12 protein-coding genes are annotated in these 17,615 nt (G+C 42.2%); 10 read left to right on the forward strand and 2 right to left on the reverse strand.

The window, feature by feature from the left end; all coding sequences use genetic code 11:
* Positions 1-6: 6 nt before the first annotated feature.
* The gene (locus ACLI08_RS14985; protein ID WP_411429318.1) at positions 7-894 is read right to left on the reverse strand and encodes a glycosyltransferase family 2 protein; all 888 of its coding nucleotides are present in this window, start codon (positions 892-894) and stop codon (positions 7-9) included.
* A gap of 23 nt (positions 895-917) precedes the next feature.
* Positions 918-1,601, reverse strand: a complete 684-nt coding sequence (locus ACLI08_RS14990) for a cell division ATP-binding protein FtsE (protein ID WP_411429319.1) — start codon at positions 1,599-1,601, stop codon at positions 918-920.
* Between the two features lie 278 nt (positions 1,602-1,879).
* On the opposite strand from ACLI08_RS14990, the gene ACLI08_RS14995 reads away from it, so the two are divergent.
* From ACLI08_RS14995 to ACLI08_RS15040, 10 genes are all read left to right on the forward strand, one after another.
* Positions 1,880-4,900 carry a tetratricopeptide repeat protein gene (locus tag ACLI08_RS14995; RefSeq protein ID WP_411429320.1) on the forward strand — a complete coding sequence of 1,007 codons (3,021 nt, stop codon included), beginning with the start codon at positions 1,880-1,882 and terminating at the stop codon, positions 4,898-4,900.
* A 16-nt stretch (positions 4,901-4,916) separates the two neighbouring features.
* Positions 4,917-6,662, forward strand: coding sequence for a TonB-dependent receptor (locus tag ACLI08_RS15000; protein ID WP_411429321.1), 1,746 nt, complete (start codon positions 4,917-4,919; stop codon positions 6,660-6,662).
* A 138-nt stretch (positions 6,663-6,800) separates the two neighbouring features.
* Positions 6,801-7,253 carry a GreA/GreB family elongation factor gene (locus tag ACLI08_RS15005; protein WP_411429322.1) on the forward strand — a complete coding sequence of 151 codons (453 nt, stop codon included), beginning with the start codon at positions 6,801-6,803 and terminating at the stop codon, positions 7,251-7,253.
* Between the two features lie 220 nt (positions 7,254-7,473).
* Positions 7,474-9,090: an asparagine synthase B gene (gene asnB / locus ACLI08_RS15010; protein ID WP_411429323.1), complete on the forward strand. Its 1,617-nt coding sequence runs from the start codon at positions 7,474-7,476 to the stop codon at positions 9,088-9,090.
* A 226-nt stretch (positions 9,091-9,316) separates the two neighbouring features.
* Positions 9,317-11,257, forward strand: coding sequence for a DNA topoisomerase (ATP-hydrolyzing) subunit B (gene gyrB / locus ACLI08_RS15015; protein WP_411429324.1), 1,941 nt, complete (start codon positions 9,317-9,319; stop codon positions 11,255-11,257).
* On the forward strand, positions 11,250-12,275 hold the full coding sequence (locus tag ACLI08_RS15020) for a DUF6588 family protein (protein WP_411429325.1): 1,026 nt from the start codon (positions 11,250-11,252) through the stop codon (positions 12,273-12,275). Before gyrB ends, ACLI08_RS15020 begins: the two co-directional genes overlap by 8 nt.
* A gap of 192 nt (positions 12,276-12,467) precedes the next feature.
* Complete coding sequence (gene secDF / locus ACLI08_RS15025; RefSeq protein ID WP_411429326.1) at positions 12,468-15,431, forward strand: protein translocase subunit SecDF; 2,964 nt, start codon at positions 12,468-12,470, stop codon at positions 15,429-15,431.
* Positions 15,432-15,577: 146 nt separating this feature from the next.
* The gene (locus ACLI08_RS15030) at positions 15,578-16,282 is read left to right on the forward strand and encodes a MotA/TolQ/ExbB proton channel family protein (protein WP_411429327.1); all 705 of its coding nucleotides are present in this window, start codon (positions 15,578-15,580) and stop codon (positions 16,280-16,282) included.
* Positions 16,279-16,671, forward strand: coding sequence for an ExbD/TolR family protein (locus ACLI08_RS15035; protein ID WP_411429328.1), 393 nt, complete (start codon positions 16,279-16,281; stop codon positions 16,669-16,671). Before ACLI08_RS15030 ends, ACLI08_RS15035 begins: the two co-directional genes overlap by 4 nt.
* A 12-nt stretch (positions 16,672-16,683) precedes the next feature.
* Positions 16,684-17,589, forward strand: a complete 906-nt coding sequence (locus ACLI08_RS15040; RefSeq protein WP_411429329.1) for an energy transducer TonB — start codon at positions 16,684-16,686, stop codon at positions 17,587-17,589.
* The last annotated feature ends 26 nt before the right edge of the window (positions 17,590-17,615 follow it).

Below are 17,615 nucleotides of genomic sequence, written 5' to 3' on the forward strand. Positions count from 1 at the left end.
TTTTAATTATTTTAAGCTGCAAAAGTATCCTAATCGGTATAGGTCAAAAATAAGGAGATTAGGATGTTTTCCTACTATGTTTTTTTTAAATATTCCCGCCGTTACCTTATGCCACAAGCGTGCCGCGCCAAGCAGATGGTTTTTTTTCAGTGAATTATACGCTTTTGCAATACGTACATAATCAGCCGGCAGAAGGTTGTGGTCTGTAAGATACTTAAGTCCTACAACGGCATCTTCTGATTTTTTAAGGAACACCTCACTACTTTCAAGCCCCAGATGATACACCGGGTTATTTATATGGGTAACAGGGATTTTTGCCCTGCTGAGGTCGTAAGAAAACAAGGTATCCTCATGCCTTAGGTTGGGTATGCTTTCATTAAAATGAACAGTATTGAACACGTCTTTATGAATGCAAAAGTTAAGGGTTAGCAGGCTTATGTACGGATTTTCGGTGCGCTTATCAGCAGGTAATGCTTCGCGCTCCTTGCCATATACCCATCGTAGTATTTCGGTTGCTGCCGGTTTTTCAGGTTGATATAGTATACCACCGTAGATAACTTTAGGTTCTTCTTTAAGATAGGGAAGATAATTTTTTACCAGATTATTGTCTGTAGGCAGGGTATCAGCATCCAGGAAAAGCATCCAACTGTTTTGCGCCTTTTTTGCCAGTAAGTTTCTTATCGCACTACGGCCTATATTAACGGGCAGTATATTATAACTGCAATTTGGTAACTGATTTATTGCTTTGTTATCAGTATGTATTGCCGTATTTGCCGATGCATCGTCAAGCGTTATAATTTCGTAGGGTATGCCCGCATCGCTGCATTGTTGCTGCACGGCAGTAACCAGCGGTACTATATTGTAGTTGTATGTAGGTATAAGTACCGATAACATTTGGTAAAGTATTGGTACAGAGGTTATACGGTACGTTGCACTACCTCAAATAATGTACCCTCGTCGCATTTAAGTGTTTTGGCAGGGAACTTCATTATAAGAGCATAGTCGTGTGTGGCCATGATAATGGTTTTACCCTGTTGGTTTATTTCGCGTAGTAGCTGCATGGTTTCCACACTGGTCTGTGGGTCCAGGTTACCCGTAGGTTCGTCGGCCAGGATAACCTCTGCGTCGTTAAGCAGGGCGCGTGCCACAGCTATACGCTGTTGCTCACCACCCGAAAGCTGATGCGGCATTTTAAGGGCCGTATGTTTCATGCCTACTTTGTCCAGCACCTCATTTACCTTAACAAGCATTTCTTCTTTGTCTTTCCAGCCGGTGGCTTTAAGTACAAAGATCAGGTTTTCGTGTACGTTTCTGTCCGGGAGTAGTTTAAAGTCTTGAAAAACAATACCTATTTTCCTACGAAGGTAGGGTATATCGCGTTCTTTAAGGTTGCCCAGGTTATATCCTACAAACTCTCCCTCACCACGTTGCAGTTTAAGGTCGCCATAAAGCGTTTTTATAAGCGAACTTTTACCAGTGCCGCTTTTGCCTATAATGTAAATAAAGTCACCGCGGTTTACGTCCAGGTCTATATCCTTTAGTATAGCGTTGTTTTCCTGGTATATGGTAGCATTCCTGAGTGATAATATTAATTGCGACATAAGCTGCGAAATCCGTTTTTTAGAAATGTAAAAGTAATAATAAACTACCGTAAACAAAATTTATTTTAAGATACCGTACGGGGCAGGGTGGTTAATTTTGGGTTAAAATTTGCACGCTTTTTGTTATAAGGAGCAGTGCTTACGCATTGTAAACGCTGCACTTAAATATTTTTTTAACAAATTAGTGGCAGGTCAGCAGCTATACTAAAAGTCGTAAGGCCTCCGTTTGTTAATATAAGAATTGGTATATTTGGAACATTACATAAAACTGAACACACATGCGCAAAATCAACAGGTTTTTACTGCTTTCCGTGCCATTTTCGGCTATGAGCCTTTCGGCACAGCAGTCTGCCGTATACACGCATCCGTTAAAGGATTTTGACAAAGCCGTAACCCTGTACGACGATAAACAGTACCAGGCGGCACAGATATTATTCGAAAAAACTAAAATCGAAAATAACGACACCGATGTACAGGCGGATTGTGCCTACTACCTTGCCGAATGTGCGATTAAGCTTAACCAAAGGAATGCCGATGTGCTTATGCAGGATTACATGGAGGCATATCCGGTAAGCCCGCGCCAAAACCAGGCAAATGTAGACATGGCAAACTACCAGTTTAGCCAAGGCAGCTACCAGCAGGCATTAGGCTACTACGAAAAAGTAGACGAAAGTAACCTGGCGCAGGCAGATAGGGAACGTTACAATTTCCAGAAAGGGTACAGTTATTTTACACAGGGCAACAAAAAAGATGCTGAAAAATACCTACAAAAAGTAAAGGAGTCTAAAAAGTATGGCTCGCAGGCCAAATATTACCTGGGCTTCCTGGCGTATGAGGGAGACGATTACAAAAAGGCAAACGCTTATTTTGAACAGGTAGAAGACAAGCAGAAGTACAGCGAAAAGATGAGCTACTTCCAAGCTGATATGGCCTTTAAGGAGGGTAACTTCAAAAAGGCAATAGAGCTTGGGGTTCCGCAACTTCCTAAGAGTGATGCGCTGGAAAAAAGCGAACTGAATAAAATTATTGGAGAGAGTTATTTCAACCTTGCCCAATACGATAAGGCTATACCTTACCTGAAAGACTATCACGGTAAAAAAGGGAAGTGGACAAACACTGATTTTTATCAGTTAGGTTACGCTTATTATAAACAGGGAGATTATGAAAAGGCAATTACCGAATTTAATAAAATTATAGGCGGTAACGATGCTGTGGCACAAAACGCCTACTATCACTTAGGGGAGAGTTACCTTAAAACAGGTAAAAAGCAGCAGGCGCTAAACGCGTTTAAGAACGCCAGCGAAATGACCTTTGAGCCAAAAATACAGGAAGATGCGGCGCTTAACTATGCAAAGTTGAGTTATGATATAGGTAACCCGTATCAAAGTGTGCCCGAAGTGCTGGGTGGTTTCCTGGAGAAGTATCCGGCATCGCCATTTAAAAAGGAGGTGCAGGAGCTGCAAATAGACTCGTACATAACTTCTAAAAATTATACCGAAGCCCTGGCGTTGCTTGAAAAAAATAAGTCGCCTGAAAATCGTGCAGCGTATCAAAAGGTTACGTTTTATCGCGGGCTTGAACTTTATACTGATGGTAAATACCAGCAGGCGTTAGGCTTGTTTAAAAAATCAGTTGCCGAAGCGCGAGATGCCCGTATTACCGCCCGTGCTACTTACTGGCAGGGAGAGAGCCAGTATGTGCTGGATCAGTTTGCAGACGCACTTATAAGCTACAGGCAGTTTCAGGGTTATAGCGATGCGGCTACCACGCCAGAGTTTAAAAACCTGAATTACAATATAGGTTACGCTTACTTTAAGCAAAAAGAATATGAGAAGGCTGCTAAGGCCTTTGGCGATTATGTAGCTACAGGTTTCGCTAAAGAAGACAAGCAACGCCTTAATGATGCTTACCTTCGCCTGGGCGACAGCCAGTTTGTTAGTGCTAAGTACTGGCCTGCTATGGAAGCGTACAACAAAGCCATAGAAATGAACGGTATAGATGCCGATTATGCTTTGTTTCAAAAAGCTATAAGTTATGGTTTTGTGCAGCGGAATGAAAAGAAGATAGAAGATCTTACCAGTTTTATAAAGCGTTTCCCTAAGTCGAAATACGCCGATGATGCCCTTTATGAACTAGGAAACACCTATGTGGCACAAAAGCAGGGCGAAGAAGCTATTGCCGCATACGAAAGGCTTATTGCCGAATATAAAACCAGCAGCTACATAAGCAAGGCCATGATGCGCGAGGCTTTGGTTTACTATAACTCTGAACAGGACGAGAAAGCACTCACCAAGTTTAAAGAGGTGGTAGCTAAATTCCCAAACACGCCCGAAGCGGTAGAGGCAGTGCAAACATCGCGTAACATTTATGTAGATAACGGCCGTACCGATGAGTATGCCGCATGGGTTAAAACCCTTTCTTTTGTAGATGTTACTGATGCCGATCTTGATAATACCGCATGGGAAGCTGCCGAAAAGCAGTATATGCAGAATAATACCAAAGGAGCCATTACTGCGCTGAGCAGCTATGTAAGCAAGTTTCCTAATGGTATTTCTGCGTTAAAGGCTAACTTCTACCTGGCACAATCGTATTTTAATGATGGGCTGGAAAGCAACTCCGTACCGCATTATGAATATGTTATTGCGGCTCCACGAAATGAGTTTACAGAACAGGCGTTGGCACGTTTATCTCAGGTACACCTAAAGTCATCTAACTGCGAAAAGGCCATCCCGGTATTAAAAAGGCTGGAGGCTGAGGCAGATTATCCGCAAAACGTAACCTTTGCGCAAAGCAACCTTATGAAGTGTTACTACGATAGCAAGGATTATGCAAATGCAGTGGTATATGCTGATAAGGTTTTGGCTAATGCAAAAACGGAAGACCGCGTAAAAAGCGATGCCCAGATTATTGTAGCGCGTTCTGCCATTAAAAATAACGACGAGCCTAAAGCGCGTGCGGCGTATGCAAAACTCCTTACCATTGCTAAAGGCGAACTGGCAGCAGAGGCGCTATACTACGATGCTTACTTTAAAAATAAAGACGGAAAGTATGAGGATAGTAACAAAATAGTACAGAAACTAAGCAAAGACTATTCGGGTTATAAATATTTCGGGTCAAAGGGGCTTGTGGTTATGGCTAAGAATTTTTACGGGCTAAAAGACAGTTACCAGGCTACATACATACTGGAAAGCGTAATTAAAAACTTTACCGCCTATCCGGATGTTGTGGAGGAAGCCAAGACAGAGTTAAGTACCATAAAAGGTAAAGAAGCCCAAAGGAACTCATCAGTTCAAAACTAACAGACACGTAAACGCCATGAAGATAACATATAAAATAGCGATTATTGCAGCGGTGGCTGGTTTACAACAGGCACACGCACAAAAACGGGATGAGAACCTGGGTACAGAGGTGGTAAACGTAGTAAAGCCATATACACCCACGGTTTCAGATGCATTTAAAGTAAAGGAAACTCCGGTAATTGAAGATGAAACCAATACCAAAAAGGAGGAAATAAAGTATAACATATTTTCTTACCCGGTAGCCTCTACGTTTTCGCCGGCAAAGGGCAAGGCTGCGACCGTAGACCAGGAAGCACGCGAAAAATATTACAGCAATTACCTTACCCTTGGTTTAGGTAATTACGGTACCGTAAACGGCGAGGCTTTTGTATCGCACAACATAGACGATACCCAGTACGTAGGGGCGTTATTAAGGCATCAGTCGTCGCAGGGCGGAATCAAGAACGTAAAAGCAGACGATAACTTTAGTACAAACGCTATAGACCTTACCTACGGTAACCGACAAAAAGAGTATACCTGGAGTACAGACCTTGGGTACCAGCGTCAGGTATATAACTGGTATGGCTTAGACTATACGGCCTATAACGACATGGACTTTAATGCGTTTGACAGTAAGCAAACCTACAATACCTTTTACATAGGTGGTAAAATTTCAGCGCGTAATAGTTTCTTTCATGAGGCGCAGGCGCAGTACAAGCATTTTTCGGATGGATTTTCCTCATCAGAAAACCGATTTTTTATAACCCCTGATTTTGATGTAAAAATTGGAAAGGAAAAGGTTAAGTTTGGTGTGGTAGCAGATTATGTAGGTGGTGATTTTAACCGCAGTTTTTTTGTAAATAATGGCATTAGCTACAGCAACTTTAATATAGGAGTGCAGCCCAGCATACTTTTCCAGCGCAAAGACACTTCGGTACAGTTTGGGGCAGGTGTATTTTACAACATAAGCAGCCAAAACGGTGTAAGTGATAATAAGTTCTTTATCTACCCTCAAATAAAAGCGTCGCATAAACTGGTGGGCGACCTTATGGTGGTATACGCCGGTGCAGAGGGCGGACTGAAGCAAAATTCGTACGCTGATTTTGTGGGTGTAAACCCGTTTGTATCGCCTACACTTACACCCATAACGCCTACTAACCAGCAATTTGATTTGTATGTAGGCTTAAAAGGTAAGTTGGCTAACCCGGTGAGTTATAATTTAAGGGCAGGTTACCTGTCTGAAGACGACCATGCGTTCTTTTTACATAATTCAAATGGAATAGGCTTTGTACCTGATGGTAATAGTAATGCTTACGTGTATGGCAACTCATTTGGTTTAGTGTATGATAACCTTAAAACCATGAGTTTCTTTGGGGAGTTGAAGGCTGATTTTTCTAACACCGTAAAAGCGGGGATAAACGGTACCTATTACGGTTATACAACAGACCAGCAGGAACCATGGAACATGCCTTCTATGAAAGTAGGGGCAAACCTTGATATAGATATCACCGAAAAGTGGCATGCAGGTACAAACGTGTTTTTTGTAGGCGACCGTAAAGATGTTATACTAACCGAAAATGGTGCAGATGGCTTTGACCGAAACATTGTAACCCTTAAAAGTTACTTTGACGTAAATGCTCACGTTAATTACAAATACAACGACCGTTTAACCGGCTTTATAAAGCTTAATAACATAGCCAATCAAAGCTACCAGAAATGGGTAAACTATCCGGTACAGGGATTCCAGTTCCTGCTAGGGGCTACGTACAAGTTTAATTTGTAAAATTTCACGGTTGAATGTTTTAAACATTCAGTCCTCACATATAAGATTCTTCATTTCGGCCATAGGTTAGAGTGAAGAATCTTTTTATTTTTACTCCCGTCCAAAAATATTTTAATTTTTAAATCCTTCAATCTTCAAATGGATTCTTTAAAACATAAAGTACTTGCTTACTATAAACAGCAGGTGGAAGATAAGCTTGATGCTTTTCATGACATGATAACTGCCCTGACCGAAGGCGCTCAGAACGATGCCAAAGGATCTGCCGGCGATAAGCACGAAACGGCACTTAGCATGATGCATTTAGAGCAGGAAAAACTAAATCATAAAGTAGCTGAGTTTTTAGAACAACAGGCTGTATTAGATAAAATCAATCCCGATACCGTAAATACCAGGGTGGTACTGGGGAGCTTGGTGACAGCAAATGGACATCATTTGTTTGTAAGCACTGCATTGCCAAAAATCACGGTAGATGGCGTTACCATACTCGCTTTGTCTGCGCAGTCGCCCTTAGGTGCTGCCATGTTGGGGAAGGAGGTAGGCGACTCGTTTGAGGTAAATGGTACAAAATATAGTATCACTTCAATAGATTAAAAAAGCCATCCTTCTGGAGGGCTTTTTTTTCAACTGTAATTTTAGCTTGCCGTAAAAGCCTACTTTACTTATAGATTATTCTTATAATCCTGTGTTTGGTTTTAATTTTTAAGCAGAATTGATTTTTGTGTTTTTAAAATTAAACCTAAAGTGCAATTTTGTCTTGTTGAAATAAACCAAATAAAGGTTTTTAACATACAAAATAAAACAGAATAAGAGTATGTGCGGAATATTAGCAATCATAGGAAAAGGAAAAGACGAAGCACTTGTAAAACAGTTGTCTAAAAGGATGTCGCACCGCGGGCCGGATGAAAGCGATTTACATGTAACAGAAAAAGGCCACATCCTGAGCCACGAACGCCTTTCTATTATCGACCTTAATACAGGTAAACAGCCTATACAGGGTACAAAAGATGCATGGATGGTACACAATGGCGAAATATACAATCACAAGGAACTTCGCGCTACCGTTCTTGCTTCGCATACATTCCGCACTACCTCTGATTCAGAAGTTATTGTACATCTGTACGAGGAGTTTGGCTATGATTTTTGCCACATGCTCGATGGTATTTTTGGTTTCGTGGTTATAGACGGCGATGACTTTATAGCCGGGAGGGATCCACTGGGTGTTAAACCGCTATACTACGGTATAGACGACCGTGGCAGGATGTACTTTTCCAGCGAAATGAAGTCGATTGCAGATCAGTGCCAAACGTTTTCTACATTCCCTCCGGGGCATTACTACACGCCTAAAACAGGCTTTGTGAAGTACTACAGGCCGGAATGGGAGGATATAACCAAAGCGGTACAACCGGTAGATTACGAGGCCATAAGGGAAACACTAACCCAGGCAGTAGAAAAAAGGCTGATGAGCGATGTGCCTATTGGTGTGCTGCTGTCAGGTGGGCTTGATTCGTCACTTACGTCATCCATTGCTGCAAGAGCTATGAAAAAAATGGGAAAAACCCTGCATTCATTTTCAATAGGGCTAGATGACAGTGCCCCCGATGCTGTAGCGGCACGTGCGGTAGCGGAGTTTTTAGGGACCCAGCACCATGAAGTGCATTTTACCATAGAGCAGGGTATAGAAATACTGGATAAACTTATTTGGCACTTAGAAACGTATGATGTTACATCAATCCGTGCCAGTACGCCTATGTACTTTTTAAGTAAGGCCATTACAGATATGGGCATTAAAGTAGTGCTTAGCGGTGAAGGGGCTGATGAAATTTTTGGTGGTTACCTTTATTTCCGTAACGCGCCATCGGCAGAGGATTTCCAGCGTGAAACTATGGATAGGGTGCAAAAGCTTTTTACAGCAGATTTGCTTAGGGCAGATAAGAGTACTATGGCGCACGGACTAGAGGCCAGGGTACCGTTCCTGGATAAGAAATTCCTGGAACTTGCCATACAAATTAAACCGGAAGAAAAACAGCCGTTAACGTATAACGGTATTGAAAAATATATTTTGCGAAAGGCGTTTGATACCCCTGAGCAGCCATACTTGCCAGATAGTGTACTTTGGAGGCAAAAAGAGCAATTTAGCGATGGTGTAGGGTATAACTGGATTGATACGCTTATAGAGTATTGTTCTGCCCAGGTAACCGATGAGCAAATGGCAAGTGCCGCCGAAAGATTCCCGTATAATACACCGGCAACTAAAGAGGCGTATTTTTACAGGAGTGTATTCCATAAGCATTTCCCGCAAGTAAGTGCCGCACAAACCGTAAGGAAATGGATACCAAAATGGCAGGCAAATACAGACCCGAGTGGCAGGGCTAATGCCGCTCACGTAAAGGCCGATACTGCCATAGCGCAGCAAAAAATAGTAGTTTAATTTCAGGTTTTTGGAATTTAGTTTGTTTGTTTGTGGAGGCGCCCTGCTGCATAGCGGGGCGCTCTTTTTGTTTTGTGGAAAAAGATTGAATTTTTCTCAAAAGCTGGTGTGGTTTTAATAAATTGTTAATAACTCAAGTGCTAAAAGGGTTGGTATATTAGCATAATCGCCTGTACTTACCTATATTTGTTCGTTAAACTGAAATTATAGTTAAGGACATACATTTATGAGCGAAGAAGCAAAGAAAAGCAGTTATTCGGCTGATAGTATCCAGGCCCTTGAGGGTATGGAACACGTAAGGATGCGTCCGTCCATGTATATTGGTGATGTAGGGCCGCGCGGTCTTCACCACCTTGTATACGAAGTTGTAGATAACTCTATAGACGAGGCACTTGCCGGGTATTGCGATACCATTTTTGTAAGCATAAACGAGGATAACTCTATAACCGTAGAAGATAACGGCCGTGGTATTCCTGTAGATATACATAAAAAAGAAGGCGTATCGGCGCTTGAGGTAGTAATGACCAAGATAGGTGCCGGTGGTAAATTTGATAAGGACTCTTATAAGGTATCCGGTGGTCTTCACGGTGTGGGGGTGTCGTGTGTAAACGCACTTTCAGATCATTTAAAAGCTACCGTATTCCGCGATGGTAAAATATACGAGCAGGAATATGAAAGGGGTAAAGCCATTTATCCTGTAAAACAGATAGGAGAAACCGAAAAGCGCGGTACTACAGTATGGTTTAAGCCAGATGGTACTATTTTTACCCAAACGCTTGAGTATTCTTATGATACGCTTGCCGCCCGTATGCGCGAGCTTTCATTCCTTAATAAAGGTATTACCATAACCCTTACTGACAAGCGTGAGCAAAAAGAGGACGGTACCTACCTTGGCGAAACATTCTATTCTCAGGAAGGTCTTAAGGAGTTTGTTAAGTTCCTGGATGGCAACCGTGAGCCTATCATTGGTCATGTAATAAGCATGGAGAGTGACAAGGGTGAAATACCTGTAGAAGTGGCGCTTATATACAATACCAGCTACAGCGAAAATATCTTCTCTTACGTTAACAATATTAATACGCATGAAGGTGGTACCCACCTTTCGGGTTTCCGTAGGGGGCTTACCAATACGCTTAAAAAATACGCCGATAATTCGGGGCTTCTTGAGAAACTTAAGTTTGAAATATCAGGTGACGACTTCCGTGAAGGGCTTACGGCTATTATATCGGTTAAAGTTGCCGAACCTCAGTTTGAAGGCCAAACCAAAACCAAGCTGGGTAACCGAGAGGTGGTGGCTCCTGTGAGCCAGGTGGTAAGCGAAATGCTGGAAAACTACCTTGAAGAAAACCCTAACGATGCCCGTACCATAGTACAAAAGGTAATCCTGGCCGCGCAGGCCCGCCACGCTGCTAAGAAAGCGCGTGAAATGGTGCAGCGTAAAACCGTGATGGGTGGCGGTGGACTTCCGGGTAAACTAAGCGACTGTTCTGAGCAGGATCCTGCAAAATGCGAAATCTTCCTTGTAGAGGGTGACTCGGCAGGTGGTACTGCAAAACAGGGTAGAGATAGGGCGTTCCAGGCTATTATGCCACTAAGGGGTAAAATCCTTAACGTGGAGAAAGCCATGCACCACAAGGTTTTTGAAAACGAAGAGATACGAAATATATTTACTGCACTGGGTGTAACTATTGGTACAGCAGAAGACAGTAAAGCGCTTAACCTGGATAAACTACGCTACCACAAAGTGGTGATTATGTGTGATGCCGACGTAGACGGTAGCCACATTAGCACGCTTATCCTTACGTTCTTCTTCCGGTTTATGAAAGAGCTTATAGAGAACGGACACGTATATATAGCTACTCCGCCGTTATACCTGGTTAAAAAAGGCAATAAAAAAGAGTATGCATGGACAGAAACCCAACGCGACGATGCTAACGAACGTATGGGTGGAGGTGCTACTATACAGCGTTATAAAGGTCTTGGTGAAATGAACGCAGAGCAGCTATGGGAAACTACCATGAATCCTGAGTATCGTACCCTGCGTCAGGTAAGTATTGATAGCCTTGCGGAAGCCGACAGGATTTTCTCGATGCTTATGGGCGATGAGGTGCCACCAAGGCGAGAGTTTATTGAGAAGAATGCTGCTTATGCAAAAATTGATGCATAAGCTGTTAAAAAATAATTTTAAAGTGTTAGTGGCGGGCCTGTTCTTTTGTTCAGGCCCGCTTGCTGCACAAACTGATGTGGTGGCGCTTACAAAGCAGTTAAACCTGTTGTTAGGCGATGCTATGTTTTTTTCAGACCGCTATGTAACCCCGGCTACAGATGCGGCGGTATACCAGGCCTCATCGGGTTGGATAACATCCCCTAAAAAAGTAGCACTTTGGGATGTGCAGTTTGGCCTGCATGCTAATGTGTTTATGACACCTCATAAAGATCTTAGTTTTTTGCTAAGCAACAGCGATCTGAAATTTTTTAAGATACAAAACGCATCTTCTGCGCAAATTCCTACTGCTTTAGGTAATAAATCACAGGTGTTGTTAACGGGTGAGCTTCAGGGTGAACCGATAAACATAAAAACACCTCAGGGTATGGATATGCAGGTGGTTTCTTATCCGTATCTACAGGCTTCGGTTGGGCTTCCCTTCGGTACAGAGCTTGTTGTAAAGTACTCTACAAAAGTAAAGCTGAAAAAAAGTGAGTATCAGGTTTTTGGGGTGGGGCTTAAGTACAACTTTAGCCAGTATTTTAAAGCGCTCAGGGAACAAAAAATAAACTTAGCAGTGCTTGCCGGTTATGGCCGGGAAGATGTTACGTTTGACTTTTTAAATATTCAAACGTCCTTTGGGTCATTGGGTATAAATAACATCACGGGTAGCGTAGATACCTATCAGTATCAGCTTTCTGCGTCGCAAGAGTTTGGTAAAGTGGAGTTTTTTGTGGGCTTTATAACTAACGTTAGTAATGTTTCTTATAAAGTTAGTGGCTCCCGCGGCAGTGTAGAAGATATAGTGCCTCTGCAGCAGATTTTGAACCAAAAGCTTCATGATATCTACAAAACCAGAACCAATTACATCGGAGAAGTAGGTACAAACTATACTTTCGGAAACTTTGGCCTTCAGGGTATTGTGGCCTTTGGTAAGTTTGTAAATGCTAACGTATCATTACACTATTTTATTAAGTAGGTGTACCTTATATATATAGGTTTAGTGGTGTATTTTTTTATTTGTTGCGATATCGATTTCAGTAGTAAATATGCGGGCTGTTGCGTATAGCTTGCATTTTTATGATTATAATTTGTAAATAAATTGGTTAATCTTTTCTGAAATTATATATTTGCTCGTTTTTTAAAAAAGGAATAATTAATTTAAGTAATAATGCAGAATAAGGGACTTGTACAATTTTTCGCTATCCTCTTAGGATTAGTGTGTATTTACCAGCTTTCCTTTACGTTTGTGTCTCACAATATCCAGGCTGATGCCCAGGCTATTGCTAAAGGCGATGCAGACAAGGAAGTGGCCTATTTGAATTCCATGAAGGATTCAGTAGTGTATCTTGGTTACACATATGATGAAGTAAGAGACAAACAAATTAATAAAGGTCTTGACCTTGAAGGAGGTATCAACGTAATGCTTGAGATCTCTGTGAAAGACATCCTAAAGAGCCTTTCTAACAACTCTCAAAACATAGTGTTTAATAAAGCACTGGAGAGAGCTACCAAAGAGAGGAAAGGTAACCAATCATACCTGGATGCTTTCTTTATCGCTTTTCAAGAAGAATCTAAAGGTTCCCTGAAACTTGCGTCGCCTGAAGTATTTACAAACAAAGTTAATGGTGAGGAAATCAACACTACCATGACTGACGATCAGGTACAAAAAATTATTGCTAAAAAAGTAAGCAAGTCTATTGATAGTGCTTTTGGTGTACTTGCCGAGCGTATTGATAAATTTGGTGTAGTGCAGCCAAACATACAAAGGCTAGGTGAAACCGGCCGTATCATGGTAGAACTACCTGGTGCTAAAGATATAGACCGTGTAAAAAAACTACTTCAAAGTACTGCTCAGCTTGAGTTTTGGGAAACCTTTAAGGCTACAGACCTTCAAGGCTTCCTTGTAAGTGCTAACGCTGCACTTCAAAAAACTGAAAAAGTAGCCGGTAAAGAAACTGCCGAAGTTAAAAACGACTCTATCTCTAAACTTTTAGGTTCTAAAGATTCTACAGCAGCCAAAAAAGGTGAAAACCCGCTGTTTGAAAAACTTACTCCTATGCAGTCTGCAGGTCCGGTACTTGGTATCGTGTCTACTAAAGATGCTGAGAAAGTACTAGAGTACCTAAACCGCCCGGACATTCGCAGCCTGCTTCCTGCAGAAGCGCGTTTTGCACGTTTCGCATACGGTAAAGAAGATGTTAAGAAGGCTAAAGGCGTTCTTCAGCTATATGCCCTTAAGGGTAACAAAGAAAACGTTGCTCCGCTTGGTGGTAACGTAATTACAGGCGCAAGTGATACATTTGACCAAATGGGTAAACCGGCTGTATCTATGACCATGAACGCTAAAGGTGCCCAGAAGTGGGAAGAAATGACCGGTAAGGCGTACCGTGAGCAAGGTTACATAGCTATTACTATGGACAACGTAGTATACTCGGCTCCGGGTGTAACTACAGGCCCTATCTCTGGTGGTAATTCACAAATCTCTGGTGCTTTTGATGTAACTGAGACAAAAGACTTAGCTAACATACTGCGTGCAGGTCAGCTACCAGCAGGTGCAGAAATCGTTCAGTCTGAAATCGTAGGTCCATCACTAGGTCAGGAAGCTATTGATAACGGTATTAACTCGTCTATAGCGGGTCTTCTTGTAGTATGTTTATGGATGTGGATTTACTACGGTAAGTCAGGAACATTTGCAAACGTTGCCCTTGTTGTAAACATCCTTTTCCTTTTTGGATGTCTTGCCAGCTTTGGTGCTGTACTTACGCTACCTGGTATTGCAGGTATTGTACTTACTATAGGTACTGCGGTAGATGCTAACATTATTATATACGAGCGTGCCAAGGAAGAACTCCGTCACGGAAAGTCGCTTGAGGAAGCTGTAAAAACATCGTTCAGCTGGAGGGGTGCTATGTCATCTATTACCGATGCTAACGTTACCCACGTACTTACAGGTTTAGTGCTGTTTATATTTGGTACAGGTCCGGTTCGTGGTTTCGCCACTACGCTTCTTATTGGTATCTTTACTTCATTGTTTACATCTATCTTCATTACAAGGATGTTCCTTGACTATTATGTGAAGAAAGGTAAAGAACTAACCTTTACTACAAGCCTGTCTAAAAACTGGTTTACTAACTTCCACTTTGATTTCCTTAAAATCAAGAAGTTTACTTATATATTCTCTACTATAGTAGTTATAGGTAGCTGCGTATCGTTCTACGTGAACGGCCTTGACCAAGGTATCGACTTTGCGGGTGGGCGTACGTTCCAGGTTAAATTTGAGAAAGCAGTTCCTGCAGATAAGATTAAAGAAGAACTAAGTTCTGATGCGGTATTTGACGATAACGTAGACGTTAAGATTTTTGGTAACGATTCTCAGCTTCGTATTACTACCAAATATAAAGTAGACGATAACTCTGAAGCTTCTGATCGAGAAGTAAACGAGAAGCTATATGCTGCACTTAAAAAGTACTACAGCAACAACATTTCTTACGAAAGCTTTGTAAATACAAGCCAGGGCAAGACTTTAGGTATCCTTCAGGCTTCTAAAGTAGGTGCTACTGTGGCAGACGATATTAAGACAAACTCGTACTGGGCGGTTCTTGGCTCTATGGCTATTGTGTTTATTTATCTTATGGTAAGTTTCCGTAAGTGGCAGTACAGCCTTGGTGCTATTGCAGCCGTGGCTCACGACGTTATTTTTGTACTGGGTCTTTACTCGGCACTATATAAATTTATGCCGTTCCACATGGAAATGGATCAGCACTTTATCGCTGCTATCCTTACCGTTATCGGTTACTCTATGAACGATACCGTAATTGTATTCGACAGGGTTCGTGAGTTCCTTGCAGGTACTACAAAAGGTTCGTTTAAAGACATCGTTAACTCGTCTATCAACACCACAATGTCGCGTACGTTAAACACTTCATTAAACATGATTCTTGTACTTGGTATTATGTTTATATTTGGTGGTGACTCTCTGCGTGGATTTGTATTTGCAATGCTTGTAGGTATTGTAGTAGGTACATACTCATCGCTGTTCATTGCAACTCCTGTACTGGTAGATACTACATCTGAAGCCGAAAAGAATGCTATTGTAAAAAGGCACAACGAGGCTCCTGAAGAAGTAGCTTAATCACGGTAACGTGTTAAAATATTTTAAACCTGCCTATGCAAATAGGCAGGTTTTTTATTTATTTGCATACGCTATACCTCAACTTGCCGTTATTGTATAAAAAGGGCACAGTTTTAGAGGTGCAACTAAAAACGAAAACTAAAAACATGATGAACCTTATTTTCTTATTGCAGGACACCATACCTGCCGCTGCAGCCGATTCTACAGCTACTGCTGCTCCGGCAGTTGCTGCGCAATCAGTAAATTATTTTTCTTTATTAATGAAGGGTGGGGTAATGGTTATCCCAATCTTGTTACTGCTTTTCTTTACCATTTATGTAATTATAGAGCGCGCACTGTATATAAGCCGTGCCGGTAAAGAAAATGACGCGTTGATAAACGAGGTTCGTATGCACTTGGGTTCAGGTAAGCTAGAAGCAGCTCAGCTTGCAGCCAGTAAAGCTAATACCGCTACAGGTAATATACTTGAGAGTGGTATTTCATTAATCGGGCGTCCGCTTAGTGAGATTGAAGGTATGATGGAAAAACAAACCAACGTAGAGATTAGCCTTATGGAAAAGAAACTGGGATGGCTGGGGCTTGTAGCCGGTATAGCGCCTATTCTTGGTTTCATCGGTACCATCTCCGGGGTTATCAAAATTTTCTATACCATTTCCATTACAGAGAATATAAGTATAGGGTCTATTTCCGGTGGTCTTTATGAAAAAATGATCAGCTCTGGCTTAGGGCTTATTGTTGGTGTTGTGGCCTACTCTGGCTACCACTATTTTAACATGATAATAGATGGCTTTGCCCTAAGGGTACAGCGTGCCGTGATTCAGTTTGTAAACATTATAACCGTAGGTAAATGAGAGTAAGGAGAAACAAACGCTTCCATGCAGAGATCGCGGCGAGTGCGCTTAGCGATATTATGTTCTTTTTGCTGTTGTTCTTCCTGATTATATCTACACTTGCAAACCCTAACGTTATAGACCTGATGCTGCCAAAAGCGGAAAGTAACAATACTACCGACAAGGCACACGCAAGTATTTCTGTAACGCCCGAAAAGCAGTATTTTTTAGATAAACAGCAGCTGAGTTTTGAAGAACTTGAGCCGGCTCTTGCGGCAAAGGTTGCGGAAACCGGCGATAAGACGGTGATTGTAAGGTTGCCACGCGACTTGGAAGTTCAGGATATGGTAAATATCCTGGAAATTGGCGTAAGGCTAAAACTTAAATTTGTAATAGCTACTACTAAATAAATCAGCTACCCCATGAGTTTTAACAGGGACGAACAAACATCGCTTGGTATTACTTCAGCAATTTTTATGTTGTTGCTACTTGCGTTGTTTGTATTTAAGCAAACCAGTGCTGCCGATGATTTGGTAGACCTGGAAGGCGGTGGCGGAGGTGGCGGTGTTACCGTTAATTTTGGTGATAGTGAGTTTGGCTCAGGAGCCGACTTTAGAAGCGAAGTGCTTGATGTAAGCCAAAAATCGCAACGTACACCGGCAGCAACGCCCGATGAGGACGAAGTAGTGGCGAGCGACCTGGATGATGCTCCGGCTGTAGCCAATACAAAGCCTCAAAAAAAAGAGCCTAAAAAGGAGAATGTAAAACCTGAAGTAAAGCCGAAACCGGTTAATACGCCTAAGCCATCTAAATCTACCAGCGACGCATTATCTAGCCTGCTTAACGGTAATAACAAGGGCGGCGATGGTGATGATGACCGGTCGGGTAATAAAGGGCAGCTGGGGGGCGATAAAAACAGCAGTGGCTACTACGGCGACGGCGGTAGCGGCGGCGGTAAAGGTGGTGGCAACGGTAGCGGAGAAGGTACAGGAACCGGACCGGGAACTGGAAGCGGCTCTGGTGGCGGTAACGGCGGTGGACGCGGTACCGGCAACGGTAACTACAGGCTCGATGGGCGTAAGGTGTTGAATAAACCACAACCCAATTATACCTGTAATGAAGAAGGTACTGTGGTGGTTAGCATTTCGGTAGACCAAAACGGAAGGGTAATTTCTGCAAGCCCTGGTGCAAAAGGCACAACAAACGCGGCCCGTTGTTTACTGGATCAGGCAAAGATTGCTGCTATGAATACCAAATTTGATGCGAGCAATTCGGCACCCGATAAACAGGTAGGTACAATTATATATCGGTTTAAGTTAACCGAGTAAATATAAAACCCCAAATGAGCACAATG

The organism is Flavobacterium sp. RNTU_13 (assembly GCF_046614455.1).
Classification (GTDB): Bacteria; Bacteroidota; Bacteroidia; order Flavobacteriales; family Flavobacteriaceae; genus Flavobacterium.

What these genes read in the sequence shown, in the direction of transcription:
- ACLI08_RS14990 (WP_411429319.1), bottom strand. Translation starts at nt 1,601, where the DNA reads ATGTCGCAATTAATATTATCACTCAGGAATGCTACCATATACCAGGAA.
- ACLI08_RS15030 (WP_411429327.1), top strand. Translation starts at nt 15,578, where the DNA reads ATGATGAACCTTATTTTCTTATTGCAGGACACCATACCTGCCGCTGCA.
- ACLI08_RS15020 (WP_411429325.1), top strand. Translation starts at nt 11,250, where the DNA reads ATGCATAAGCTGTTAAAAAATAATTTTAAAGTGTTAGTGGCGGGCCTG.
- ACLI08_RS15005 (WP_411429322.1), top strand. Translation starts at nt 6,801, where the DNA reads ATGGATTCTTTAAAACATAAAGTACTTGCTTACTATAAACAGCAGGTG.
- asnB (WP_411429323.1), top strand. Translation starts at nt 7,474, where the DNA reads ATGTGCGGAATATTAGCAATCATAGGAAAAGGAAAAGACGAAGCACTT.
- ACLI08_RS14985 (WP_411429318.1), bottom strand. Translation starts at nt 894, where the DNA reads ATGTTATCGGTACTTATACCTACATACAACTACAATATAGTACCGCTG.
- ACLI08_RS15040 (WP_411429329.1), top strand. Translation starts at nt 16,684, where the DNA reads ATGAGTTTTAACAGGGACGAACAAACATCGCTTGGTATTACTTCAGCA.
- ACLI08_RS14995 (WP_411429320.1), top strand. Translation starts at nt 1,880, where the DNA reads ATGCGCAAAATCAACAGGTTTTTACTGCTTTCCGTGCCATTTTCGGCT.
- gyrB (WP_411429324.1), top strand. Translation starts at nt 9,317, where the DNA reads ATGAGCGAAGAAGCAAAGAAAAGCAGTTATTCGGCTGATAGTATCCAG.
- secDF (WP_411429326.1), top strand. Translation starts at nt 12,468, where the DNA reads ATGCAGAATAAGGGACTTGTACAATTTTTCGCTATCCTCTTAGGATTA.
- ACLI08_RS15000 (WP_411429321.1), top strand. Translation starts at nt 4,917, where the DNA reads ATGAAGATAACATATAAAATAGCGATTATTGCAGCGGTGGCTGGTTTA.
- ACLI08_RS15035 (WP_411429328.1), top strand. Translation starts at nt 16,279, where the DNA reads ATGAGAGTAAGGAGAAACAAACGCTTCCATGCAGAGATCGCGGCGAGT.